We start from the raw sequence: 22,596 nt of genomic DNA on the forward strand, positions 1-22,596 counted from the left end.
CGTCAGGAACATGGTCCCGACTTGCCGGTTGCGCCGCCCGTGCGGAACGAAAGGAACGGCCATGACCTGCAGGATACTGATCGTGGAGGACGACTATTGGGCCGCGCTGCACCTGGCGACAGCGGTCCGCGACCGCGGGGCGACCGTTCTGGGTCCGACCGGGTCGATCCCCCTGGCCGTCGCGCTGATGTCCGCCCGGCGGCGTCCGCATGCCGCGATCCTGGACGTCCAGCTGCGCACCCAGCTGGCCTTTCCCCTGGTCGACGCGCTGGCGGAACAGGGGGTGCCCTTCATCTTCGTGACCAGTTTCGAAAGGGAGGACATGCCCGAACGCTTTGACGCGGTACCGCATTTCGTCAAGCCGATCATCGGCGATGCCTGCATCGACGCGGTGATGGCCCTGGCCGACGCGGCGCGCCGGACCCGCGTGTTCGGGCCGCAATGCCGCGTCCGGTCGGGCCGGCGCGGCGTGATCGGGGGCTAGCCGTCCCGGCGCGCCTTGGACGCCGCGATGGCGGCCTCAAGACGGCGTGCCAGTTCCTGTAGCCGGGGCGGCACGGCCACCTTTTCCATCTCGATCAGCAGGTCCTTCATGCTGTCGTCCATTTCGTCCTGGGGCGGGCGGGGATCCGTCTTGCTCATCGTGACCTCAAAAGCGCCTGGCGGCCTGCCAAACACGTCTTCCATTGCCTTCAGCAGATACCACGGCGCGGGGTCGGTGACAGTTCACATTTGCCGTGGCACCGCGAATTCGTCCCCGACGGTCACGCATCGTTGCGAAAACGGCGCAGGCACCCCCCGTGATGTCCGTCCGCTGAACCTGCAAACCGTTGGGATGTTCCCGAAGACGCGCGCATCGCCGAAACAGGCGGGAAACGGCCGGCCGATCACGTTTTCGGAACCAGATCGGTATGTACGCATTTGTTCAGCGTTCTGCTTTGGGAACAGGCGTAGCCGACCATGTCCGACAATGTACTTCACCACATTCCTGCCCTGCGTGCCTATGCGCGCTCGTTGTGCGGGCAACAGGAGGATCCCGACGATCTGGTCCAAGAGACCCTGTTGCGGGCCATAGAACATGCCGACAAGTACCAGCCGGGCACCCATATGCGGGCCTGGCTTTTCACAATCATGCGCAACCGTTTCTATACCAACGTCCGCAAGTCGGCCCGCGAACGCACCGGGTCCGAGGATTGCGTATCCGACAGGCCGATATCGCAAGCCACGCAGGAATGGCACCTGCGCCATCAGGAGGTGTGGGACCAGCTGGGCCGGATCCCCGTCCATTATCGCGAGGCCATCGTTCTGGTGTCGGTCCTGGGCGAAAGCTATATCCGCGCGGCCGAGATCCTGGAATGCGACATCGGCACCATCAAGAGCCGCGTGAACCGGGCGCGGGCGATGCTGAAACGGGCGTTGGAACCGGAGTTCTGACGCGTCCCCATGCGTCAGGCCCGGTCAGCGACCGCAGTTTCGATGACATCGCGTAATGTCCCTGCGCCGGGTGAAGGGGGCCCGATGATCGGGCCCCGCACAGATCGTCATTCGTCGCGGTCGTCGACGATCACCGTCAGTTCCTGACCATCGCGATGCAGGGCGATCACGTCGTCGGTGGTGTGATCGGCGGCCTCCAGCGCGTCCGTGACGGCCTGGTTTTCCGACAGGGTTTCCCGCAGGGTGGTCAGGTTGTCTTGGGCCTGCTCAAGCGCTGCGTCGACATCGCCCGGCGTGCTTTCAGTCACGGCACTGGTCTGGGTTCCGCCTCCGGTCGCCATCCCGTCCGCGATGCCTGCGGGGGCATCCGCCGCGCCGCCAGCCGAGGCGCCGGAGGTGGTGTCCGACTGCATCGCCGCCGAGCCGTTCGTGTCGATCGTGGTCTGGCCGCCGGTCATCGGGGGCGTTCCCTCCTCGGCGGTCGAGACCGCGCCGCCGCCCACCTGTTCAAGCTCGCTGAGGCCCATGACGGTGACGGTCGTGTCCGCATCCATCCCCTCCAGCTGGTCGCCGTAGTCGCGGCCCGACTGCAGGTCGGCCACGACGCGTTCATAGGTCAGCGACATGTCGGCCGAACCGCCCGATTGCGCGGCCGATCCCGTATTCTGACCGCTGCCGGTCGTGGTGCTCATGTCGGCGGTGCTGGAGCCTTCGGCCCCGGCATCCTCCGTGCCGGTCATCGGGGCCCCGCCGCCGCCCAGGACGGCACCGTCCGCCGCCGCGCCGCCGCCTGCACTGTCGGGTGCGGTGGTCTGGGCCAGAGCCGCGCCCGGCAGTGCCAGGGCGAGGGTCGCCGCGACAAGGGCCGCGCGGCTGGTCTGTGTCAATGTCCAGGTCATGATGTCTCCTCCGGAGATGATGATGCGCCGTGGTCATGCGCTTGGACGGTCCCAACCGGGGCCACCCGCAGATGTTCCCGCACGCCTGCGTGAGACGAAAAAAGGACCGGCGCTCGGGCACAGCGCCGGTCCCGAAGGACGACCCGGGGGAGTTGGGCGTCCTTCACAGCATGTCGGCGGTCCGCTGCATCCAGTCGCGGTGCCGACGTTCGTCCGCCAAGGCCTTCTGGAAGAAGGCCAGCGTCTTGGGAAGCGCCGAGGGGTGGCTCGACGCGCGTTCATAGGCGGTGACGGTGTCTTCCTCATTGGTGCGCATGGCCTTGAGGATCGTGCCGTCGCCCATCAGCCCGGCCAGGGCGATCTTGCCCGTGGTCAGCATCTGCTTCATGTCGCCTTCCGCCGGCGCATCGGCGCCCGTCTCGGCGGCGATCTGGTTCAGCACCTCCAGATGCTGCAGGTGATCCTGGCGGAACGTCTCGACCTGTTGCGACAAAGCCGGGTCCGACAGCCGCGAGATCGTGGATTCGTAAGCGGCGATGGCATCGCGCTCCAGCAGGATCAGGTTCGTGACCAGGTCTGTGATCGTGTCTTCGGTGCCGACGGTGGTGGCCATGGGAGGGTCCTTTCTGTGGGACGTTCCGGATTTGGGGGCGTGCAACCGGCGGATCGCCGGTTTGTTCCAGGGCATCGTTCGACGGCACCCGATCCGCCCGCCGCGACGATGGGCGGGAACATCGCGGCCCCGTCCCGGTTGCACGCCCCGCCCCAACAGGAGAGGCCCATGACCCAGGATCCCGAACGCCCGTCGCCCGCCGAACGACCCGCCGAACGACCCGCCGATCGACCTGGCGCCCAGACCGACGGCACCGCGCCCCCGTCCGCCAGGATCGACGAATCCGCCGCCGAAAGCGGCCAGCCCGCCGACATGGCCTATTACCGCGTCCCCGCCAGGTCGGGGGCGATGATGCTGCTGGGCACCATCGCCATCCCGCTGGCGGTGATCGTGGGGATCGCCGTCGTCCTGCTGATCGCGCTGTGAGTTTTTCGGTCGGCGCGCTGGAACATTCGCCGCAACCGCCGGTTCAGCGGCCCCAAAACGTCAAGGAGAGCACCCATGGCCGAACAGACACTGGACACGCTGTTTCATGAAACGCTGAAGGACATCTATTACGCCGAACGCAAGATCGGCACCGCGCTGCGCAAGATGGCGCGTGCGGCCCAGGACCCCGAGCTGAAGGCCGCCTTCCAGACCCACGAACAGGAGACGCAGGCCCAGTACGAGCGCCTGTCCGAGGTGTTCGATGCCCTGGGCAAGCGCCCGACCGGCAAGACCTGCGACGCGATCGAGGGGATCATCGCCGAGGCACAGGAGATCATGGAGGAGTTCAAGGGCAGCCCCGCGCTGGATGCGGGCCTGCTGGCCGCGGCCCAGGCCGTCGAGCATTACGAGATCGCCCGCTATGGCACGCTGAAGGCCTGGGCCGCGCAGCTGGGCCTGGCGGATGCCGAGCGCCTGCTGGACCAGACCCTGCAGGAGGAGACGGCCACCGACGAGATCCTGACAGGCTTGGCCGAGACCGTCATCAACGCCGCCGCCCAGGGCTGACCCGACCCCACCGGCCCGCATCGCGCGGCGCCGGTCCCCCAAATCGGAGAGATCCATGTTCTATACCGACAACAAGCTGCAATATCCCGTCCGCGTCGATGCCCCGAACCCGCTGTTCGCCCGTGCCCTGCAGCAGGCCATCGGCGGCGTCGAGGGAGAGATCCGCGTGGCGATGCAGTACTTCTTCCAGGCCTGCGGCGCGCGCGGCGACGCCCGGTTCCGCGACCTGCTGATGAACACCGCCGCCGAGGAGCTGGGCCATATCGAGATGCTGGCCACCGCGGTCGCCCTGAACCTGGAAGGCGCGCCCCTGGCGATGCAGGAGGAGGGCGCCCGCGACAAGGCGGTCGAGGCCGTGATGGGCGGCATGAACCTAAAAAACCTGCTGTCGGCGGGTCTGTCGGCGATGCCGGTGGACAGCGACGGCGTGCCCTTCGACATGTCCCACATCTATGCCAGCGGCAACATCGCCGCCGACATGACCGCCAACATCGCCGCCGAATCCACCGGGCGCACATTGGCTGTGCGGCTGTACAACATGACCGACGACCCAGGGATGAAGGACATGCTGTCCTATCTGATCGCGCGGGACACGATGCACCAGAACCAGTGGATGGCCGCACTTGAGGAGCTGGGCGGCGCGCAGGGCGCTTTCCCGATCCCCAACAGCTTTCCCCAGGCCGAGGAGCAGTCCGAATTCAGCTATGCCTTCCTGGGGTTCCAGGCGGATGGCAGCGCGCCGGTCGACGGCCGCTGGTCGCAGGGTCCGTCCGTTGACGGCAAGGGCCAGTTCACGTCCCAGCCCACGACCGCGATGGGTCAGCAGCCCGACCTGGGCCCGGCCCGCACCGGCAGCGGCGCGCAGACCGAACAGATGTAGCATCCGTGCCGGCGGCCCTGGGGTCGCCGGCACGCCCTCGTGCCAGGACATGCCCATGACCGACAACCTATCCGCCGCCACCGTACCTGGAATCGGGCGCCGCAGTCTTTCGGCGCCTTGCGACAGGTCGCACCTGGCGACAGCCGTTCGCACGGAACGGCGGATCGGTCGTTGCGCGACGCCCATCCCCGGCCGGATGCCGACGCGATCATGAGACAGTCCATTTCCGGTCACGCCGGCGCGGGCGCCAGCGTGATGCTGGACTGCGTCATCATCGGCGGGGGTCCGGCCGGGCTGACGGCGGCGATCCATCTGGCCCGGTTCCGGCGTCGCGTGGTCGTCATCGATGCAGGTGCCAGCCGCGCCGCGCTGATCCCGCGGACCTGGAACCATCCGGGTTATCCAACGGGCATCCGGGGCGGTCGCCTGCTGGGGCGGATGCGCCAGCAGGTGACCGATCTGGGCGTTCCCATCATCCGGGGACGCGTGGTGCGCCTGGACCCCCTGCCGCATGGCGGGTTCGAGGTTCTGGCGGGTAGCCTGCACATCGCGCGGCATGTCATCCTGGCCACGGGGGCCGTCGACCGGCTGCCGCCGATCCCCGATGCCCGCGCCGCGATCCTGACCGGCCAGCTGCGCCTGTGTCCCGTCTGCGATGCCTATGAGGCGACGGACAGGCCGGTGGCCGTGATCGGCGCCGACGCCCATGCCGCGGCCGAGGCGCTGTTCCTGTCCCATTACACCCGGCAGGTCACCCTGCTGACGCTTGGCGCGCCGCTGCGACTGTCGCCCGACGATCACGGCAGCCTGACGAATGCGGGCGTCGCGGTCGACACGTCGCCGGACGTGACCTGGGACCTGTCCGGGCCGGGGGTCGCGCTGATCCGCCCGAACGCGCCCCCGCTGCGGGTCGAGGCGGTCTGGTCGGGCCTGGGGGCCGTGGCGCAGGCGGGACTGGCGACCCGGCTTGGCCTGATCCCCGCGCCGGATGGCCGAATCCCCACGGACGATCATCAGCAGACGACGGTGCCGAGCCTGTTCGCCGTGGGCGATCTGACGACCGGGCTGAACCAGATCGGCACCGCGATGGGCCAGGCCCAGATCGCCGCCAGCCGCATCCACAGCATCCTGCGCAGCGCCGAGGGGCGTGCCTTGGCCCCCGTTCCGCAGGAGGGCGGATGATGCGGGCGTGGCTGCCCGCGGTGATCTTGGGATTTGCCCTGGGCGGCTCTTTTGACGGGGTCCTGCTGCACCGGATCCTGCAATGGCACCATCTTCTCAGCCTGGTGCCGGGCATGGACGGCCTGCGGCTGCAGATCCTGTGGGACGGCTATTTCCACGCCGCCATGTACGCGGTCGCGCTGGTCGGGCTGGCGGCGTTGTGGCGCCACCGGTCGGTGATCGGCGCCGATCCGCGCCGCCGGCTGTGGGCCATGCTGCCGGTCGGCTTCGGACTGTGGCACGGCATCGATGCGGTGCTGTCGCATTGGGTGCTGGGCATCCACCGCATCCGGGATGACAGCCCGGCCCCGCTGCTGTGGGATGCGGGCTGGCTGATCGGGTTCGGCATCCTGCCCGCGGCCGCGGGATTGTACGTGGCGATGGGGCCACGCGGTCCCGAAGGTCGCATCGGGGGCATCACGGCCGCGTTGCTGGCGCTGACCGTCGGGATGGGAATCTGGGCCGCACAGCCGCCCGGCGACCGCCGGGTTGCCTCGGTCGTGTTCCGCAAGGACCTGACGGACGCCCAGATCCGCGACCGCCTGACCGCAACAGGCGGAGCCATCCTGTGGCAGGACGCGGCCCTGTCCCTGGTGGTGGTCGACATGCCCGCCGGCGGCGCATGGCGTCTGTACGGACAGGGTGCCCTGCTGGTCGCGGGCGGGGGCCTGCCCGCGGGCTGCCTGGGATGGCGCAGAACCTGATATTGCACGATAGGCAAGTTTTCGCCGAAACAGGCCCTTCCGTTAAGGTATGTTTAATGGGCAGTCTTTGCGTGATTGGATAGGGTCATGCCTGACGATGGCGATCCGGGGGGACCATGCGCATTCTGGTGGTCGAAGACGAATTCCTGATCGCCGAACAGCTGTCCCGCGACATCAGCAATCTTGGCGACACCGTGATCGGCCCCTTTTCGGACATCGGCGATGCGATGTGCAGCCTGACCAGCGCGGATGCCGAGGCGGCGATCCTGGACGTGCGCTTGGGCGCGCAGACGTCGTTCTGCATCGCCGATCAGCTGAGCCTGCAGGAGGTGCCGTTCGTCTTTCTGACCGGCTATACCGCGCGGGACGTCCCGGACCGGTTCAGCCAGACCGTCATCCACGCCAAGCCCAGCCCGACGCGCAGCCTTCTGCTGCAGTTGCATGCGCAACGCCTGCGGTTCGGTGACGCCGACGGGGTGCAGGAGGTCATGGTGGACATGCTGTCCTATGTCCGCCTGGTCGCCTCGGACGCCGCCGCGGCCGAACGCCTGGTCGAGCGGGTGATGCTGCAGGCGATCCGCGCCATCGAGGGCGATGCCGTCACGGGCACCCTGCGCGGCCTGATGATCGCCCTGATGGACCACGAGATCGCGCGGAACCTGCCCCGCCATTTCCACTAGGGCGGGAACATCGCGCCCTGTCGCCGGTTGCAGGCACCGGTCCGTCCCGTGACGGGCCCGAATGCCACAGGAGACCGCGCATGACCGATTATCCCTATCCGCCCTTTCCCGAACAGGAACAGGACCTGCCCGGCAGCTTCCGCAGGATGGACCCGGTTCCCGATCACGGCGAGGACAGCTGGAAGGGCAACGGCCGTCTGACGGGGCGCGTGGCGCTGATCACCGGCGCCGACAGCGGCATCGGCCGCGCCGTGGCCACCGCCTATGCCCGCGAGGGGGCCGACCTGGCGCTGGTCTGCCTGGACGAGAAGGGGGACATGGAGGATACCGCCGCCCTGGTCCGCCAGGCCGGCCGCGAGTGTCTGGTCATCATGACCGACCTGTCCAAGGCCGAAAACTGTCGCGACGTGATCGCGCAGACCGCCGATCGGTTCGGGCGCATCGACATCCTGGTCAACAACGCCGCCCACCAGCGCAGCTTTGCCAAAATCGAGGACATCAGCGACGAGGAGTGGCGCTATACCTTCGCCACCAACGTCGACGCGATGTTCCATCTGACCAAGGCCGCGGTCACGCATATGGGTCGGGGGGCCGCGATCATCAACACCGCGTCGGTGAATGCCGACAAGCCCAGCCCGGACCTGCTGGCCTATGCCACGACCAAGGGCGCGATCCAGAACTTCACCGCGGGCCTTGCGCAGATGCTGGCCGATCGCGGCATCCGCGCGAATGTCGTGGCGCCGGGGCCGGTCTGGACGCCGCTGATCCCGGCCAGCTTTCCGGGCGACAAGGTCGCCACCTTCGGCCAGAACTATCCCATCGGGCGGCCGGCGCAGCCTGCGGAACTGGCATCGGCCTATGTGATGCTGGCGGAGGCGGCCTCCAGCTACATCTCCGGGGCGACCATCGCGGTCACCGGCGGCCAGCCGATCATCTGAGGGGGATGCCATGACCAGAACCCTTGCCCTTGTCGCGGCCCTTGCGGGGGTCGCGCTGCTGGTCCGGTCCGCGGCGCGCCGATCCGGCCCTGGCGCGGACGACGCGATCCGTCCTGCCGGGCCCGACCAGATGCGCGATCCGCCCCCGGACTGGTCCGATGTCGATGAACGCGGGGACGAATCCTTTCCGGCCAGCGATCCGCCGGGCACCTACTAGGGCCCGGCCTTCCTGCCTTTGGTGCGGGCAAATCGACCCTTGTTTCGCCTTCTGCCGGAACATTCGCGGGCGGCGCCTGTTCTGTTCCTGTCCGATCCAAGGAGGCATATCCGTGTCCAACGACCAGCCCGCCACGCCATCCCCCGCCAAGGCCCGCACCCCCCGGCGATCGCCGCGACGGGCGGCCGATGCCGATCCGACCCTGCTGCGCCTTGCCGCCGCGCGTCTGGCGATCGAGGGGATTTCCCATCAGGTCGATGGCGGGCGCTTTGCGGCAAAGGTCGTGGCCGGGCAGCCGGACCTGTTTCAGGCGGACATCTTTTCGGACGGGCACGACATCATCGACGCCGTTTTGCTGTGGCGCCCGGTCGGGCAGGATGATTTTGCCGAAGTGCCGATGACCTTCGTCATCAACGACCGCTGGCAGGCCAGTCACGCCTTCGACGCGCCGGGGGACTATCAGATCGGCTTTGCCGCTTGGCGCGACCTGTTCGCGACATGGCGCAAGGAGATCCTGGCCAAGCACGCCGCGGGTCAAGCCATATCGCTGGAACTCACTGAGGGCCGGCGTCTGGTCGAGGCCGCCATGGGCCCCAAGGGCCGCGCCGGCGCCGACGACCGGGCCGCGCTGGATGCGGTTCTGGTGCAGGACGACGGTCTGGCCGCGCAGGGCGATGCGGCCCGCCTGGCCGTACTGACGGATGATCCGGTGACCGCGCTGATGAACCGCGCTGCACCCCGGACCGACCTGACGCTGTCCGACACGCTGCCTTTGCATGTCGACCGGCAGGCCGCGGCCTTCAGCGCGTGGTATGAACTGATGCCCCGGTCACAATCGGCCAGCATGGACCGGCACGGCACCTTCGACGACGTGATCGCGCGCCTGCCCTATGTGCGCGATCTGGGCTTTGACGTGCTGTATTTCCCGCCGATCCACCCGATCGGGCGTACGAACCGCAAGGGTCCGAACAACAGCCTGACCGCAGGGCCGGACGATCCCGGCAGCCCCTATGCCATCGGGTCCGCGGATGGCGGGCATGATGCGATCCACCCCGAACTGGGCGATTTCGACGATTTCCGCTGCCTGATCGATGCCGCTCGCGACCACGGGCTGGAGATCGCGCTGGATTTCGCGATCCAGTGCTCGCCGGATCACCCGTGGATCAGAGAACACCCGGAATGGTTCGACTGGCGCCCCGACGGCACCATCAAGTTCGCCGAGAACCCGCCCAAGAAGTACGAAGACATCGTCAATGTCCATTTCTATCGCGATGCCCTGCCGGGGCTGTGGTACGCGCTGCGCGACATCGTGCTGTTCTGGGTGAACCACGGGGTGCGCATCTTTCGCGTGGACAACCCGCACACCAAGCCTTTCCCGTTCTGGGAGTGGATGATCGCCGAGGTCCGTCGCGTCGATCCGGGCGTGATCTTTCTGGCCGAGGCCTTCACCCGGCCCAAGGTGATGAAGCGGCTGGCCAAGGTCGGCTTTTCGCAATCCTATTCCTATTTCACCTGGCGCAACGAAAAGGCCGAGATCACCGAATACCTGACCGAGCTGACGCAGACCGACAGCCGTCTGGTGATGAACCCGAACTTCTTCGTGAATACCCCCGACATCAATCCGCGCTATCTGCAGTCCAGCGGCCGGCCCGGCTTTCGCATCCGCCTGGCACTGGCCGCGACCCTGGGCGGCAATTACGGCGTCTATAGCGGCTTCGAGATCTGCGAGGCCGCGCCCGTGCCCGGCAAGGAAGAGTATCTGGACAGCGAGAAGTACCAGCTGCGGGTCTGGGACATGGACCAGCCGGGCAACATCCAGGACGACATCCGCCTGATGAACCGCCTGCGGCGCGATCATCCTGCGCTGCGTCAGTTCACCGATCTGACCTTCCACGTGGCTGATAACGACCAGGTTCTGGCCTATGGCAAGCGTTCCGGGGACGATTACGTGTTGATCCACGTCAACCTGGACCCGCACAACACCCAGGTGTTCCAGTTCGAGGTCCCGCTGTGGGAATTCGGCCTGCCCGACGACGCGTCGATCGAGGTCCGTGACCTGATCCACGGCAACAGCTTCACCTGGCACGGCAAGACCCAGACCCTGGATCTTGATCCGCAGACCCGTCCCTATGCCATCTGGCAACTCATCGCACCCGGAGCGCCGCGCCCATGAACATCCCGAACCCCAAGCGCGACGGCGCAACCTTCGCCGTGACCGGCGGCATCGACCGCGACCAGGCCGACTGGTACAAGGACGCGGTCATCTATCAGCTGCACATCAAGGCGTTCATGGATTCGAACGGCGACGGCATCGGCGATTTCGCCGGGCTGATGCAGCGGCTGGACTATGTTCAGGAACTGGGCGTGACAGCCATCTGGCTGCTGCCCTTCTATCCGTCGCCCCTGCGCGACGACGGCTATGACATCGCCGACTATCGGTCGATCAATCCGTCCTATGGCGCGATGCGCGACTTCAAGGCCTTCGTGACTGAGGCGCATCGGCGCGGCATCCGCGTGATCACCGAACTGGTCATCAACCACACCAGCGACCAGCATCCGTGGTTCCAGAAGGCCCGCCATGCCAAGCCCGGATCGGCGGCGCGCGATTTCTATGTCTGGTCCGACACGGACGAGAAATGGCCCGAGACGCGGATCATCTTTCTGGACACGGAAAAGTCGAACTGGACCTGGGACCCTGTCGCGGGCGCCTATTACTGGCACCGGTTCTATTCGCACCAGCCCGACCTGAACTTCGACAACCCCAAGGTGCTGGCCGAGGTTCTCAAGGTCATGCGCATGTGGCTGGAGATGGGCGTGGACGGTCTGCGCCTGGATGCGATCCCCTATCTGGTCGAACGCGACGGCACCAACAACGAGAACCTGCCCGAGACGCATGACGTCCTGAAGGCCATCCGTGCCGATCTGGACAAGCATTTCCCCGACCGGATGCTGCTGGCCGAGGCGAACCAGTGGCCCGAGGACACCCGCCCCTATTTCGGCGAGGGTGATGAGTGCCACATGGGTTTCCATTTCCCGCTGATGCCGCGCATGTACATGGCGCTGGCGCAGGCCGACCGACATCCGATCACCGACATCATCCGCCAGACGCCCGAGATCCCCGAGAACTGTCAGTGGGGCATCTTCCTGCGCAACCATGACGAGCTGACGCTGGAGATGGTGACGTCCGAGGAGCGCGACTATCTGTGGCAGACCTATGCTACCGACACGCGGGCGCGCATCAACCTGGGCATCCGCCGCCGCCTGGCGCCGCTGATGCAGAATGACCGCCGCAAGATCGAGCTGCTGAATTCGCTGCTGTTGTCGATGCCCGGTACGCCGATCATCTATTACGGCGACGAGATCGGCATGGGCGACAACTATTACCTGGGCGACCGTGACGGGGTCCGGACGCCGATGCAGTGGTCGGGCGACCGCAATGCGGGCTTTTCCACGGCCAAGCCGCAGCAGCTTTATCTGCCGACGATCATCGATGCGGTCTATGGCCACCAGGTGATCAATGTCGAGGCGCAGGCGGACGACCCGTCGTCGCTGCTGAACTGGATGCGCCGGATGATCACCGTGCGCCGCCAGCATCCGGCCTTCGGGCGCGGAGAGATGACGCTGCTTTATCCGCGCAACCGCAAGATCCTGGCCTATGTCCGCGAACACGAGGGGCGCGCCTATCTGTGCGTCGCCAACCTGTCGGACAGCGCGCAGGCGGTCGAGCTGGACCTGGCCAGCCGCCGCGGCATGGTGCCGGTGGAACTGACCGGTCGGTCGGCCTTTCCGCCGATCGGCGATCTGCCCTACATGCTGACGCTGCCGGCCTATGGGTTCTTCTGGTTCGCCCTGTCGGGCGAGGAAGAGATGCCGTCCTGGCACGAACAGCTGCCCGACATCCTGCCGGAATTCATGACGCTGACCACCCGCGACGGCAAGGTCAGCACCGCGCTGGCCGGACGTGAGGGCGCGCAGCTGCAGGCAGAGGTTCTGCCCCAATGGCTGCCGCTGCAGCGCTGGTTCGCGGCCAAGGACCAGTCCGTCCCGACCCGTGTCCGTCTGCGTCAGCTGGGCGATCTGGGGCAGGGCGAACATGCGATGGTCGCCCTGGACGTGACCCCCGGCGGTGAGGGCGAGGAGCAGAGCTATTTCCTGCCCCTGTCGGCCCGGTGGGGCGACGAGAATCTGCGTCCCGGTGCGCCCAAGCTGTCCTGGACGCTGGCCAAGATCCGCCACACCGCACGGGTTGGCGCGCTGGTCGACGGCGCCTTCGACGAACGCCTGCCGCAGCTGTTGCTGGACGGGATGGTTGAGGGCAAGACCCAGGGCGATCTGCAGTTCCACGGCACCGACGCCCTGCGGGCCATCACTGAACCGGGCACTCCGCGCCAGATGGGGGTCGAGCAGTCGAACCTGTCGATCGCCTTCTCGGACCAGATCATCCTGAAGCTGTATCGTCGCCTGCGCACCGGGCATCAGCCCGATGTCGAGGTGGCGCAGTTCCTGACCACGGTCGCGGGCTTTGCCCATACGCCGCGCTATCTGGGCCATCTGGATCACAAGGGTGATCAGGACACGACTTTGGCGGCCGCCTTTGCCTTCGTTCCGAACCGGGGCGACGCCTGGACGGGCATCGTCGATGCGCTGATGCTGGAGCTGAACGAAAGCGACGGCTGGACCTCGGCGGGCGATGCCGCGCCGGTGCGGCACGGATACGACTTTCCGCTGTCGATCGGCACCTTGCTGGGACAGCGGACTGCCGAGCTGCACCGCGCCCTGGCGACGCCCACCGATGATCCGGCCTTCGCGCTGCAGGACCTGACCGCAAAGACGCTGCGCGGTTGGGCCGATGATGCGGTCGCCGATGCCGAGGCGATGCTGGCCCGGCTGGAACAGGCCGACCTGCCAGACGATGCGGCGCCCTTGGCGCAACAGGTGCTGGCGCAGCGCGACGCGTTGCTGGACCGTCTGCGCCGGGTTGCGGAGCTGACTCCGTCCGGCGGGCTGTCGCGCATCCATGGCGATTATCACCTGGGTCAGGTCCTGCTGGCGCAGAACGATGTGGCGATCATCGATTTCGAAGGCGAACCCGCGCGGTCGCTGGACGAACGTCGGGCCCTGTCGTCGCCCTTGCGCGATGTGGCGGGGATGCTGCGGTCCTTTGATTATGCCGCGATGACGGTCGTGGCACGGCATCGCGCCAGCTTTGGCACGACGGTCGAACAGGCGCTGGAGCGGATCGAGGATTGGCGGCGCACTGCCAGTGCGGCCTTCCTGGACAGCTATCGCCAGCATGTCGACGGGTCCGCGAACCTGCCGTCTGATCGCGCCGTGGCCGATGCACTGCTGGATTTGTTCCTGCTGCAGAAGGCCATCTACGAGACCGGATACGAGCTGGGCAATCGCCCGGCCTGGGTCGGCATCCCGCTGGCCGGTATCCTGGAACTGCTGACGCAGGAGAACGCATGACCGATGTCGCATATCTGCCCGACGGGCTGACCTCCACCGGGATCGAGGCGATCCTGCGGGGTCAGCATCACGATCCCTTCGCGATCCTGGGTCCGCATGACGGGCAGCTGCGCGTCTTTGCGCCCCAAGCCGCCGAGGTCCGCGCGGTGGCCGATGGCGGTGTCTTTCCGCTGGAACGCATCCACCCCGAGGGGTTCTTCTGCGGGCCCGCCCCGCAGAGGGACTATCGACTGGCGATGCGGGCAGGCGACCATGAATGGCAGGTCGATGACCCCTATCGCTTTGGCCCCGTGCTGGGAGAGATGGACGAATATCTGCTGGCCGAAGGCAGCCACCGCCGCCTGTACGACAAGCTGGGCGCCCATCCGGTCACCCATCAGGGCGTCGCCGGCGTGGCCTTTGCGGTCTGGGCACCCAATGCCCGGCGCGTCAGCGTGGTCGGCCATTTCAACGCGTGGGACGGACGCCGCCACCCGATGCGCCGCCGTCTTGGACCCGGCATCTGGGAGCTGTTCATCCCCGGCCTGACGACCGGAGAGGTCTACAAGTACGAAATCCTCAGCGCGCATGGCGAACGCCTGCCGCTGAAGGCGGACCCCGTCGGCTTCGCCCATCAGCAGCCGCCGGAAACCGCGTCCGTTGTCCACGGGCTGCCCGATCACGACTGGCGCGACGGCGAATGGATGACCGAACGCGCGCGTCGGCAGGACCGTCAGGCGCCCATCTCGATCTATGAGGTGCATCTGGGGTCATGGCGCAGGGGCGGCGATGCCGAGATCCTGGACTATGACGCGATGGCCGATCTGCTGGTGCCCTATGTCCAGCAGATGGCCTTTACCCATGTCGAATTCCTGCCGGTGGGCGAACATCCCTTTACCGGATCATGGGGCTATCAGCCCGTGGGCCTGTTCGCCCCGACCAGCCGCTTTGGTTCCCCCGAGGCGTTCGCGCGGCTGGTGGACCGGCTGCACCAGGCGGGCATCGGCGTCATCATGGACTGGGTGCCCGCGCATTTCCCGTCCGACGCCCATGGTCTAGCGCAGTTCGACGGCACGGCGCTGTACGAACATGCCGATCCGCGCCAGGGGTTCCATCAGGACTGGAACACGCTGATCTACAACTTCGGCCGCCGCGAGGTTGCCAATTTCCTGCAGGCCAGCGCGCTGTACTGGGTCGACAAGTTCCATGTCGACGCGCTGCGCGTCGATGCGGTGGCGTCGATGCTGTATCTGGACTATTCGCGCCAGCCCGGCGAATGGGTGCCCAACCGCCATGGCGGCAACCAGAACCTGGAGGCCATCGACTTTCTGCGCGAGGTGAACACCCGTGTCACCACCGACCATTCCGGCGCCGTGACCATCGCCGAGGAATCGACCGCCTTCCCGATGGTCAGCCGTCCGGTCGACCAGGGGGGCCTGGGCTTCGCGTTCAAGTGGAACATGGGCTGGATGCACGACACGCTGGCCTATTTCCGGCTGGACCCGATCCATCGGCAGTATCATCAGCACGATCTGACCTTCGGCCTGGTCTATGCCTTCTCCGAGGATTTCGTCCTGCCGCTGAGCCATGACGAGGTCGTGCACGGCAAGGGATCGCTGATCCGCCAGATGGCCGGAGACCGCTGGCAGAAGTTCGCGAACCTGCGGGCCTATTATGCCTTCATGTGGACCCATCCCGGCAAGAAGCTGTTGTTCATGGGCTGCGAATTCGCGCAGGACCGCGAATGGAACCACGACCAGTCTCTGGATTGGCATCTGCTGGACGATCCTATGCATTCCGGCGTGCAGGCGCTGGTCGGGGACCTGAACCGGCTGTATCGCGACACGCCCGCGCTGCACCGGCTGGATTGCGATCCGGACGGGTTCGAATGGATCGACAGCAGCGACAGCGCCCAGAGCGTGCTGGTCTGGATGCGCAAGTCCGACGACGGCGCGCCTCCGGTGGTGGTGGTGTGCAACCTGACCCCCGTCGTGCGCGAGGACTACCGGATCGGCGTTCCGGTTCCCGGTGCCTGGCGCGAGGTGCTGAACAGCGACGATCAGGCCTATGGTGGATCGGGTGTCGGCAACGCGGGGGTGCGCGATGCCGAAGCCGTCGTCTGGCATGGTCGCGACCAGTCGCTGAGCCTGACCCTGCCGCCGCTGGCGACCATCGTGCTGATGCCGGTGCAGGCATGACCTCTGCCCCTCCGGCGCAGGGTGATGGCAGCGACCTGCATGCCCGCGCCCGCGCCTATGGCATCCAGCCGCAATACGACCTGGTCGGGGGCGCGGTGCATGACGCCCCCGACGAAACTTTGCGCGGGTTGCTGGAGGCGTTCGATGCGGACACGCTGCCGCCCTTGGCATCAGAGCCACGCCTGACCGCGCCCGCCGGTGCGCAATGCCATGTGCCCGGGCAGGGTCGTCACTGGGGCATCGCCTTGCAGCTGTACCAGCTGCGCAGCGATCGCAACTGGGGCATCGGCGATTTCGGCGACCTGCGCGTGCTGGCCGGTCATGCCGCACAAGCCGGGGCGGCGTTTCTGGGCCTCAACCCGCTGCACGCGATGTTCCTAGCCGACCCGTCACGGTGCAGCCCGTTCTCTCCGTCGAACCGCCGGTTCCTGAACCCGCTGTACCTGGCGGTCGATCAGGTGCCGGGATTTCGCGCCGACATGGCCGATGCGGCGGTGCTTGAGGATCTGCGCGCCGCGGAACTGGTCGACTATCCGGGCGTAGCCGCGGCCAAGCTGTCGGCCTTGCGCGCCATCTGGTCCGCAGGCGCGACCCTGCCGGACGATTTCGTGGCCCAAGGCGGCGACGATCTGTGCCGTCATGCGCTGTTCGAGGTCGCCTCGGCCGCGATGGTCGATGCCGGTAATGGCGCAGGTTGGCTTGGCTGGCCCAAGGCGTGGCGCGATGTCGATGGCGATGCCATGCGGCAGATGGCGCAGGAACGGGCGGATGACGTCGCCTTTCATATGTGGCTGCAATATCTGTGCCAGTCGCAGCTGCGGGCCCTGCGCGACCGCTGTCGCGATCTGGGCATGGCGATCGGCCTCTATCTGGATTTCGCCGTCGGAGAGGCGGCCGACGGGTCCGGCAGCTGGGGCAGCGACATCGTGCTGCCCGACGTGCGCATCGGCGCGCCGCCCGATTACTTCAACGAACAGGGGCAGGACTGGGGTCTGGCACCGCTGTCGCCCGTCGCCATGGCCGCGACCTGCGCGGCGCCGTTCCGCGAGTTGATCCGGCACGCGACACGGCAGGCAGGCGCGCTGCGGATCGATCATGCGATGGGACTGTGGCAGCTGTTCCTGATGCCGGAGGGGGCAGGGGCCGCCGACGGAACCTATGCCCGCTATCCGCTGGATGACATGCTGTCCGCACTGGCCGATGCGTCCCGGCAGAACCGGACCACCATCATCGGAGAGGACTTGGGCAACGTCCCCCCGGGCTTCCGCGAGGTGATGGAGGCGTGCCGCATCCTGTCCTATCGCATCTTCTTCTTCGAACGACGCGAGGACGGCTTCATCCCGCCTGCGGACTATCCGCGCGACGCGCTGGCCTGCCTGTCCACGCATGACCTGCCGACGTTTCGCGGCTGGTGGAAGGGCGATGACGTAGCCCTGCGCCAGCGGTTCGGCTTCATCAGCGACGCGGCCGCGACCGAACAGCGCAATGCGCGCACGGTGGAACGCGCCGATCTGTTGGCCGATCTTGTCGCGGCAGGGCTGCTGACGGCCGACGTCGCGGCGGGGATCGACCCGAGCGACGCCCCCACCACATTGACCATCGCCGTGCATCGCCACCTGGCCAGCGCGCCGTCGCGCCTGTTCGCCGTGCGTCTGGAGGATCTGGCGGCCGAGCTGCACCCGGTCAACGTGCCGTCGACGGTGGACGAATATCCCAACTGGCGGCGCAAGCTGTCGATGCCGCTGGACGATCTGGTGGCAACGGCGCTGTTTCGGGATCTGACAGGCGGACTGGCGGCGGAACGGCCGATTGGCCCCGACGCTGCCTGACCCCTGCGGATCAGGCAGCGCCAAGGGCCGTCAGTCGTTCTTCAACGCCTTCATCTCGTACTCCATCATGAACGAGATGAAGGACCGGATGACCACGATCGCGCCCAGCAGCAGGATGTTCGCCAAGCTGAGATGCAGGATGGTGCGGATCAGGTCGGCCACGATCAGCACCTCCAGCCCTGCCAGGATGTGCCGGCCAAGTGCCAGCCGCCCGTGGTTCAGCTGATGATGGCGGTCATGCGCGTCGCGGTGCATCACGTCGCCCGACACGAAGCGCGTGGCGAAACGCGCCACGCCCAGAAGCAGGATCCCAATCGCGAACAGCTCCAGCGCGATCACGATCCATTCCAGCCCCGTCGCCACCATGCCTAGGTGATCCGCCATGGAGGACATCGTCGTGTCAGTCATGCTGCCTCATCTGGTGGCTGCCGGTTCATGCCGCCTTCGTCCGTTCAGGCAGGGAATAGAGCAAGACGGCATCCGATGCACCACCCAAGGTTCGACGGACATCGTCGCCCTAATGCCCAACGCCAATAAGTGATCGCCTGTCCGCCCTCCAGCGCGGCCATTGGGGCGTCATTCAAGACCGTTACAAGGAAAGCGTTACGGAAAGGTTCGATCCCGAACCAAACAAATCCAAAAGAAAACCCCGGCATTCCTGCCGGGATCGATCCTACTGCCTGAACTGCTGACCGGTCATCAAGCCTGATCGCCATGCCCCTGCACGACCTGCGCGTGCTGGACGACCGTCCAGTCCTCATGGGCCTTCTGCCGATAGACGGATGTACAGGCGGCAGTAAAGGTGGTGTCGCCCTTCTGCGCCTTGACCTCATAGCCGACGACGATCAGGCCCTCCTGGGGACGAGAGATATGGCGGTTCGAAAAAGCGACCTCGTCCCATCCCGGCGTGCCGGTGACGGCCTCGACCGCGGCCTCGCCATGAAACAGATAGGGCGCATGGCTCAGCGCCATCACGCATTCGGGGTCGACCCGCTCATGGTACCGCCCTTCCGAGGCGCGCCACAGGCTTTCCTCAAAGTTCCAGATCCGTGTGTCATCCATCATGCATCTCCCGTTTGCGTCCCACCTCAACAGGAGGGATCGCAGCCGGTTCCCCGAAGGGCGGCACAGTGTCGTGATAATGGCAGGGGGCGTAGCAATGATCGCGGATGGATCGATCGGCGATCCCGTCCCGCACGCGTCACGTACAAAACCGGTTCGGGCAGATAAACAACCGGGGAAAGAAACTAAAACAACACCAATCAACGTCCCCGATTGTTATGTACCTTATGCCTGAAATTGATTGACCAGTCAGCCTATCTGTTTCGACAGGGTGGGGTGATCGCATATCGGACGGCACGAACAAGACCGGCCCCCGGAAACGGGACCGGGGGCCGCTGCAGGGGCCCGATCCACCCGCCTAATGAAGGCTGAGAGGAGAGGGAACTCGCTGATCGGGCAAACCCTGCACATACAGTTTACGGGCGGGGTCCGGAAAAGTTTCACCCTATGCGGGCAAGATCGCCTAGAGCGACAGATCCTCGATGATCTCGGCCCGCACGCCCTTCAGCGGGTCGTCCTCGGTGTGCCGGACAAGATAGTCATAGGCCGCCTGATGGCTGTCGAATGCCATGGGCGCGTCGGTCGCGGTGAATCCGTCGCCTGCCTGCGACAGCTTCATGTGCGGGGCGGCGCCCAGGGCGATGACGAATGTCTGCATTCTGCTCTCTCCGGTCCGGACTGGTGGGGGCGGGCATGGCTGCGGCCCGCCGATCCCTGCTGCAACGCGCGCCGGGCGGAAATGGCGCCGACCGTCATGCGGTCGGCACGGTCCCCCCGTCGATCACGTATTCCGTGCCGGTGATGCTGGCGGCGCGATCGGACGCCAGGAACGCGATCAGGTTGGCCACCTCGGCGGGCCGGGACGGGCGGCCCAGGGGGATGCCGCCAAGGCTGTCCATGATGATTTGCCGCCCCCCGTCCAGGTCCGTTCCTGCATCCGACGCCACGCGTTCGGCCAGCCGGACCGAGGCCTCGGTCTCGATCCATCCCGGCGCCACGCGGACCACGCGCACGCCATGGGGCGTGACCTCCTTGGACAGGCTCTTGCTGTAGACCGAGAGGGCGGCCTTGGCGCTGGCATAGGCGGTCGTGGCCTCGGGCAGGGGCAGCAGCGCCTGGATCGAGGTCACGTGGATCACCACCCCCGACCCCTGCGCGACCATGCCGGGCACCAGCGCGCGGTCCAGACGCAGCGCGGGCCGCAGGTTCAGGTCCAGTTCGGCCTCCCATTCCGCCTCTCCCAGGGCGGCAAAGCCGCCGCCGGGGGCGGACGATCCGCCCAGCATGTGCACGATGATGTCGACGCCACCCATCCGATCCCGCACGATGGCCGCGACGCTGTCGCATCCCGCCAGGGTGGTCAGGTCGGCAGCGACGAACAGGTCGTCCGGCAGGTCGGCGGCCTTGCGCGCCGTGGTCAGCACCCGCGCGCCAAGGTCGCGGAACAGCGCCACCGTCGCCGCGCCCGCGCCCTGCGTTCCGCCGGTGATCAGGGCGCGCTTGCCCGCCAGCGTCAGGAACCCGGTCATGCGCCAATCTCCAATGCGGTGATGCGATCATCCGACAGCGCGAAGGCAAAGCGCAGCACGGCCGGGCTGCCGGGGAAATCGCCTGTGACGGTGGCGCGGACGAAGGTCCTGCCATGGCCCTGGGTCATGTCGATCGGTTCGGCATGGTGGCGGTACTTGGCCTTGGCGGCCAGCCACCAGTCGCGGATCTGCCGCGGCCCGTGATGGTCACGACCTTCGTCGTGGACAACGGCATCGTTGGCGAAGGCGGCGGCCAGGGCGTCGCTATCCTGGGGCGCGCGGGCGGTGAAATAGGTGCGGATCGGGGGCGGCATCTGCATGGGACGTCCTTTCATGTCTGCTGCCCCCAACATAGCGCTGGACGGTCATGCGGATAATCGGGATAGATCGGCATCTGGTGATGACAGGATCGGGACAATGGGCGTCGTGCGATGGATGCAGGGCTGAAGGCGCTGGAGGCAGTGCTGGCCATCGCGCGGCGCGGATCATTCCGGGCGGCGGCGCTGGACCTGGGCATGTCGACGACCGCCCTGTCGCACAGCATCGCACGGCTGGAGGCGTCGCTTGGCGTCCGCCTGTTCAACCGCACCACCCGCAGCGTGTCGCTGAGCGATGCCGGTCGCGCCTTTGTCGCCCGCATCGGCCCCGCGGTGACCGAGATCCGCACCGCGATGGAGACCGCGCAGTCGCAAGGGACGACCCCCTCCGGCCTGCTGCGCATCAACGCATCCGTCCAGGCGGGGCGCGAGGTGGCGCCCCTGGTCCTGGCCTTCCTGCGCCGTCACCCCCGGATGCTGGTCGATCTTGTCACCGAAGGGCGGCTGGTCGACATCGTGGCCGAAGGGTTCGACCTGGGCCTGCGCCCTGCGGACCTGGTGCCGCGTGACATGATCGCCCTGCCCGTGGGGCGGCCGCAGCGCCATGCCGTCGTCGCATCGCCGGACTGGATCGCGACACATGGTACGCCCCTGACGCCCGCCGATCTGCCGCCGGCGGAGTGCATCCGGGTGCGGCTGCCCAACGGCGCGCTGCTGCGCTGGCCGTTCCAGCGCGGCGCCGAGGTGGTGCAGATCGAGGCCCAGGGCCGCCTGACCCTGGACGAGGCCGCCATTGCGCGCGCCGCGGTGCTGGATGGCGCCGGCATCGGGTTCTTCATCGAACAGGACGTGGCCGATGACATTGCCGCCGGGCGGATGGTGCGCCTGCTGGCCGACTGGACGCCGCCGCGAGCGCGCTTCAGCCTGTACTATCCGGATCGGCGCAACCCGTCGGCGGGGTTTTCGGCGTTCCTGGCCATGGTCCGCGACGCGGGGCGTGCGTGATGGTCCGCGGTCCTATCGCGGCCGCAGCCCGTCCAGGAACACGTCCAGCAGCAGGCCGGCCCGCGCCGGGTCCGCACCGGGACCATAGCTGAGGCTGAGCAGCACCCGGATCAGGTCGTCCGCCGTGACCGTGCCGCGGACCTGTCCCGCGGCCACGGCGCGGTCGCGCAGCCCACCCACGGCCGCCAGCATGCGCGCCGACTGTTCGGTGAAGAACGGCGCCTCCTTGTCCAGCACCGGGGCCAGGGCCGCGACCATGCCCCGCTTGGTGGCCATCATGTCCAGCGCGGCGTGCATCCAGACGGGCAGGTCGTCGGCGCGGGCCAGGGCCTCCAGCGCCTCGACCTCGCGGGCATAGACGGCCTGGAACAGCGCCTCGCGCGTGGGGAAATGGCGATAAAGCGTCGCGATGCCCAGGCCCGCGCGCCGCGCCACGGCCTCTAGGCTGGCGGCGTCGCTGCGAAAGACCTCGCGCGCGGCGGTCAGCAGGCGGTCGCGGTTGCGGGCCTGATCGGCCCGCGGCTTGCGCGCGACTGGCGTGTCTTCGCCCATCCCCCGGCGTCTCCTTCATCATTGTTGCGAAACGGAGGATGCCTCCGTATAGTGATGCCATGGCCGCCACCGGCCCG

Annotated in this window: 24 protein-coding genes; 15 read left to right on the top strand and 9 right to left on the bottom strand. The window is 67.2% G+C overall.

Features of this window, described 5'->3' with window-relative positions; all coding sequences use genetic code 11:
- Positions 1 to 61 precede the first annotated feature (61 nt).
- The gene (locus tag LZ686_RS10415; protein ID WP_349547722.1) at positions 62 to 484 is read left to right on the top strand and encodes a response regulator; all 423 of its coding nucleotides are present in this window, start codon (positions 62 to 64) and stop codon (positions 482 to 484) included.
- On the opposite strand, the gene LZ686_RS10420 is transcribed toward LZ686_RS10415, so the two are convergent.
- Positions 481 to 642 (bottom strand): hypothetical protein, encoded by a 162-nt coding sequence (locus LZ686_RS10420; RefSeq protein ID WP_349547723.1) that lies wholly within the window; start codon positions 640 to 642, stop codon positions 481 to 483. The genes LZ686_RS10415 and LZ686_RS10420 overlap by 4 nt on opposite strands.
- A gap of 318 nt (positions 643 to 960) precedes the next feature.
- Between LZ686_RS10420 and LZ686_RS10425 the strand changes: the two genes are divergently transcribed.
- Entirely contained in the window at positions 961 to 1,434 is a 474-nt protein-coding gene (locus LZ686_RS10425) for a sigma-70 family RNA polymerase sigma factor (RefSeq protein ID WP_349547724.1), read from the top strand.
- A gap of 107 nt (positions 1,435 to 1,541) precedes the next feature.
- Here LZ686_RS10425 and LZ686_RS10430 read toward each other — a convergent pair whose 3' ends face one another.
- Together LZ686_RS10430 and LZ686_RS10435 are read right to left on the bottom strand one after the other, a co-directional pair.
- A complete protein-coding gene (locus LZ686_RS10430; protein WP_349547725.1) occupies positions 1,542 to 2,333 on the bottom strand; it encodes a hypothetical protein in 792 nt (263 codons plus the stop codon).
- Between the two features lie 163 nt (positions 2,334 to 2,496).
- On the bottom strand, positions 2,497 to 2,946 hold the full coding sequence (locus LZ686_RS10435; RefSeq protein ID WP_045981834.1) for a DUF892 family protein: 450 nt from the start codon (positions 2,944 to 2,946) through the stop codon (positions 2,497 to 2,499).
- A 168-nt stretch (positions 2,947 to 3,114) separates the two neighbouring features.
- Between LZ686_RS10435 and LZ686_RS10440 the strand changes: the two genes are divergently transcribed.
- The 12 genes from LZ686_RS10440 to malQ all read left to right on the top strand — a co-directional run bounded on the left by LZ686_RS10440 (position 3,115) and on the right by malQ (position 18,054).
- On the top strand, positions 3,115 to 3,372 hold the full coding sequence (locus tag LZ686_RS10440; protein WP_349547726.1) for a hypothetical protein: 258 nt from the start codon (positions 3,115 to 3,117) through the stop codon (positions 3,370 to 3,372).
- 75 nt (positions 3,373 to 3,447) lie between these two features.
- Positions 3,448 to 3,939: a YciE/YciF ferroxidase family protein gene (locus LZ686_RS10445; protein ID WP_046001510.1), complete on the top strand. Its 492-nt coding sequence runs from the start codon at positions 3,448 to 3,450 to the stop codon at positions 3,937 to 3,939.
- A gap of 55 nt (positions 3,940 to 3,994) precedes the next feature.
- Complete coding sequence (locus tag LZ686_RS10450) at positions 3,995 to 4,819, top strand: manganese catalase family protein (protein ID WP_045981831.1); 825 nt, start codon at positions 3,995 to 3,997, stop codon at positions 4,817 to 4,819.
- A 210-nt stretch (positions 4,820 to 5,029) separates the two neighbouring features.
- Positions 5,030 to 6,001, top strand: a complete 972-nt coding sequence (locus LZ686_RS10455; protein WP_349547727.1) for an NAD(P)/FAD-dependent oxidoreductase — start codon at positions 5,030 to 5,032, stop codon at positions 5,999 to 6,001.
- Positions 5,998 to 6,744: a DUF2243 domain-containing protein gene (locus LZ686_RS10460; protein WP_349547728.1), complete on the top strand. Its 747-nt coding sequence runs from the start codon at positions 5,998 to 6,000 to the stop codon at positions 6,742 to 6,744. The genes LZ686_RS10455 and LZ686_RS10460 overlap by 4 nt, the downstream gene beginning before the upstream one ends.
- 116 nt (positions 6,745 to 6,860) lie before the next feature.
- A complete protein-coding gene (locus tag LZ686_RS10465; protein ID WP_295169313.1) occupies positions 6,861 to 7,424 on the top strand; it encodes a response regulator in 564 nt (187 codons plus the stop codon).
- Between the two features lie 80 nt (positions 7,425 to 7,504).
- Positions 7,505 to 8,362, top strand: a complete 858-nt coding sequence (locus LZ686_RS10470; RefSeq protein WP_349547729.1) for an SDR family oxidoreductase — start codon at positions 7,505 to 7,507, stop codon at positions 8,360 to 8,362.
- 10 nt (positions 8,363 to 8,372) lie between these two features.
- On the top strand, positions 8,373 to 8,579 hold the full coding sequence (locus LZ686_RS10475; protein WP_349547730.1) for a hypothetical protein: 207 nt from the start codon (positions 8,373 to 8,375) through the stop codon (positions 8,577 to 8,579).
- A gap of 205 nt (positions 8,580 to 8,784) precedes the next feature.
- Positions 8,785 to 10,752, top strand: a complete 1,968-nt coding sequence (locus LZ686_RS10480) for an alpha-1,4-glucan--maltose-1-phosphate maltosyltransferase (protein ID WP_349547823.1) — start codon at positions 8,785 to 8,787, stop codon at positions 10,750 to 10,752.
- The gene (gene treS / locus LZ686_RS10485; protein ID WP_349547731.1) at positions 10,749 to 14,048 is read left to right on the top strand and encodes a maltose alpha-D-glucosyltransferase; all 3,300 of its coding nucleotides are present in this window, start codon (positions 10,749 to 10,751) and stop codon (positions 14,046 to 14,048) included. The genes LZ686_RS10480 and treS overlap by 4 nt, the downstream gene beginning before the upstream one ends.
- Positions 14,045 to 16,225: a 1,4-alpha-glucan branching protein GlgB gene (gene glgB / locus LZ686_RS10490; protein ID WP_349547732.1), complete on the top strand. Its 2,181-nt coding sequence runs from the start codon at positions 14,045 to 14,047 to the stop codon at positions 16,223 to 16,225. Before treS ends, glgB begins: the two co-directional genes overlap by 4 nt.
- On the top strand, positions 16,222 to 18,054 hold the full coding sequence (gene malQ / locus LZ686_RS10495; RefSeq protein ID WP_349547733.1) for a 4-alpha-glucanotransferase: 1,833 nt from the start codon (positions 16,222 to 16,224) through the stop codon (positions 18,052 to 18,054). The genes glgB and malQ overlap by 4 nt, the downstream gene beginning before the upstream one ends.
- Positions 18,055 to 18,084: 30 nt before the next feature.
- Here the strand turns inward: malQ and LZ686_RS10500 are convergent, their stop codons facing one another.
- From LZ686_RS10500 to LZ686_RS10520, 5 genes are all read right to left on the bottom strand, one after another.
- Positions 18,085 to 18,462, bottom strand: a complete 378-nt coding sequence (locus LZ686_RS10500) for a DUF1622 domain-containing protein (RefSeq protein WP_045981824.1) — start codon at positions 18,460 to 18,462, stop codon at positions 18,085 to 18,087.
- Between the two features lie 291 nt (positions 18,463 to 18,753).
- On the bottom strand, positions 18,754 to 19,119 hold the full coding sequence (locus LZ686_RS10505; protein WP_349547734.1) for a hypothetical protein: 366 nt from the start codon (positions 19,117 to 19,119) through the stop codon (positions 18,754 to 18,756).
- 460 nt (positions 19,120 to 19,579) lie between these two features.
- Positions 19,580 to 19,774 carry a hypothetical protein gene (locus tag LZ686_RS10510; protein WP_046001518.1) on the bottom strand — a complete coding sequence of 65 codons (195 nt, stop codon included), beginning with the start codon at positions 19,772 to 19,774 and terminating at the stop codon, positions 19,580 to 19,582.
- 94 nt (positions 19,775 to 19,868) lie between these two features.
- Positions 19,869 to 20,645, bottom strand: a complete 777-nt coding sequence (locus LZ686_RS10515) for an SDR family oxidoreductase (RefSeq protein WP_349547735.1) — start codon at positions 20,643 to 20,645, stop codon at positions 19,869 to 19,871.
- A complete protein-coding gene (locus tag LZ686_RS10520; protein ID WP_349547736.1) occupies positions 20,642 to 20,965 on the bottom strand; it encodes a nuclear transport factor 2 family protein in 324 nt (107 codons plus the stop codon). The genes LZ686_RS10515 and LZ686_RS10520 overlap by 4 nt, the downstream gene beginning before the upstream one ends.
- Before the next feature lie 111 nt (positions 20,966 to 21,076).
- On the opposite strand from LZ686_RS10520, the gene LZ686_RS10525 reads away from it, so the two are divergent.
- Complete coding sequence (locus tag LZ686_RS10525) at positions 21,077 to 21,967, top strand: LysR family transcriptional regulator (protein WP_349547737.1); 891 nt, start codon at positions 21,077 to 21,079, stop codon at positions 21,965 to 21,967.
- A 12-nt stretch (positions 21,968 to 21,979) separates the two neighbouring features.
- On the opposite strand, the gene LZ686_RS10530 is transcribed toward LZ686_RS10525, so the two are convergent.
- Positions 21,980 to 22,519, bottom strand: coding sequence for a TetR/AcrR family transcriptional regulator (locus LZ686_RS10530; protein ID WP_139597944.1), 540 nt, complete (start codon positions 22,517 to 22,519; stop codon positions 21,980 to 21,982).
- Positions 22,520 to 22,596: the final 77 nt, after the last annotated feature.

The sequence above is a fragment of the Paracoccus sp. NFXS7 genome, from assembly GCF_040148865.1.
Lineage (GTDB): Bacteria > Pseudomonadota > Alphaproteobacteria > Rhodobacterales > Rhodobacteraceae > Paracoccus > Paracoccus marcusii.

What these genes read in the sequence shown, in the direction of transcription:
- malQ (WP_349547733.1), top strand. Translation starts at nt 16,222, where the DNA reads ATGACCTCTGCCCCTCCGGCGCAGGGTGATGGCAGCGACCTGCATGCC.
- LZ686_RS10450 (WP_045981831.1), top strand. Translation starts at nt 3,995, where the DNA reads ATGTTCTATACCGACAACAAGCTGCAATATCCCGTCCGCGTCGATGCC.
- LZ686_RS10460 (WP_349547728.1), top strand. Translation starts at nt 5,998, where the DNA reads ATGATGCGGGCGTGGCTGCCCGCGGTGATCTTGGGATTTGCCCTGGGC.
- treS (WP_349547731.1), top strand. Translation starts at nt 10,749, where the DNA reads ATGAACATCCCGAACCCCAAGCGCGACGGCGCAACCTTCGCCGTGACC.
- LZ686_RS10500 (WP_045981824.1), bottom strand. Translation starts at nt 18,462, where the DNA reads ATGACTGACACGACGATGTCCTCCATGGCGGATCACCTAGGCATGGTG.
- LZ686_RS10435 (WP_045981834.1), bottom strand. Translation starts at nt 2,946, where the DNA reads ATGGCCACCACCGTCGGCACCGAAGACACGATCACAGACCTGGTCACG.
- LZ686_RS10430 (WP_349547725.1), bottom strand. Translation starts at nt 2,333, where the DNA reads ATGACCTGGACATTGACACAGACCAGCCGCGCGGCCCTTGTCGCGGCG.
- LZ686_RS10415 (WP_349547722.1), top strand. Translation starts at nt 62, where the DNA reads ATGACCTGCAGGATACTGATCGTGGAGGACGACTATTGGGCCGCGCTG.
- LZ686_RS10440 (WP_349547726.1), top strand. Translation starts at nt 3,115, where the DNA reads ATGACCCAGGATCCCGAACGCCCGTCGCCCGCCGAACGACCCGCCGAA.
- LZ686_RS10455 (WP_349547727.1), top strand. Translation starts at nt 5,030, where the DNA reads ATGAGACAGTCCATTTCCGGTCACGCCGGCGCGGGCGCCAGCGTGATG.
- LZ686_RS10525 (WP_349547737.1), top strand. Translation starts at nt 21,077, where the DNA reads ATGGATGCAGGGCTGAAGGCGCTGGAGGCAGTGCTGGCCATCGCGCGG.
- LZ686_RS10420 (WP_349547723.1), bottom strand. Translation starts at nt 642, where the DNA reads ATGAGCAAGACGGATCCCCGCCCGCCCCAGGACGAAATGGACGACAGC.
- glgB (WP_349547732.1), top strand. Translation starts at nt 14,045, where the DNA reads ATGACCGATGTCGCATATCTGCCCGACGGGCTGACCTCCACCGGGATC.
- LZ686_RS10465 (WP_295169313.1), top strand. Translation starts at nt 6,861, where the DNA reads ATGCGCATTCTGGTGGTCGAAGACGAATTCCTGATCGCCGAACAGCTG.
- LZ686_RS10520 (WP_349547736.1), bottom strand. Translation starts at nt 20,965, where the DNA reads ATGCAGATGCCGCCCCCGATCCGCACCTATTTCACCGCCCGCGCGCCC.
- LZ686_RS10425 (WP_349547724.1), top strand. Translation starts at nt 961, where the DNA reads ATGTCCGACAATGTACTTCACCACATTCCTGCCCTGCGTGCCTATGCG.
- LZ686_RS10475 (WP_349547730.1), top strand. Translation starts at nt 8,373, where the DNA reads ATGACCAGAACCCTTGCCCTTGTCGCGGCCCTTGCGGGGGTCGCGCTG.
- LZ686_RS10530 (WP_139597944.1), bottom strand. Translation starts at nt 22,519, where the DNA reads ATGGGCGAAGACACGCCAGTCGCGCGCAAGCCGCGGGCCGATCAGGCC.
- LZ686_RS10470 (WP_349547729.1), top strand. Translation starts at nt 7,505, where the DNA reads ATGACCGATTATCCCTATCCGCCCTTTCCCGAACAGGAACAGGACCTG.
- LZ686_RS10515 (WP_349547735.1), bottom strand. Translation starts at nt 20,645, where the DNA reads ATGACCGGGTTCCTGACGCTGGCGGGCAAGCGCGCCCTGATCACCGGC.
- LZ686_RS10505 (WP_349547734.1), bottom strand. Translation starts at nt 19,119, where the DNA reads ATGATGGATGACACACGGATCTGGAACTTTGAGGAAAGCCTGTGGCGC.
- LZ686_RS10510 (WP_046001518.1), bottom strand. Translation starts at nt 19,774, where the DNA reads ATGCAGACATTCGTCATCGCCCTGGGCGCCGCCCCGCACATGAAGCTG.
- LZ686_RS10445 (WP_046001510.1), top strand. Translation starts at nt 3,448, where the DNA reads ATGGCCGAACAGACACTGGACACGCTGTTTCATGAAACGCTGAAGGAC.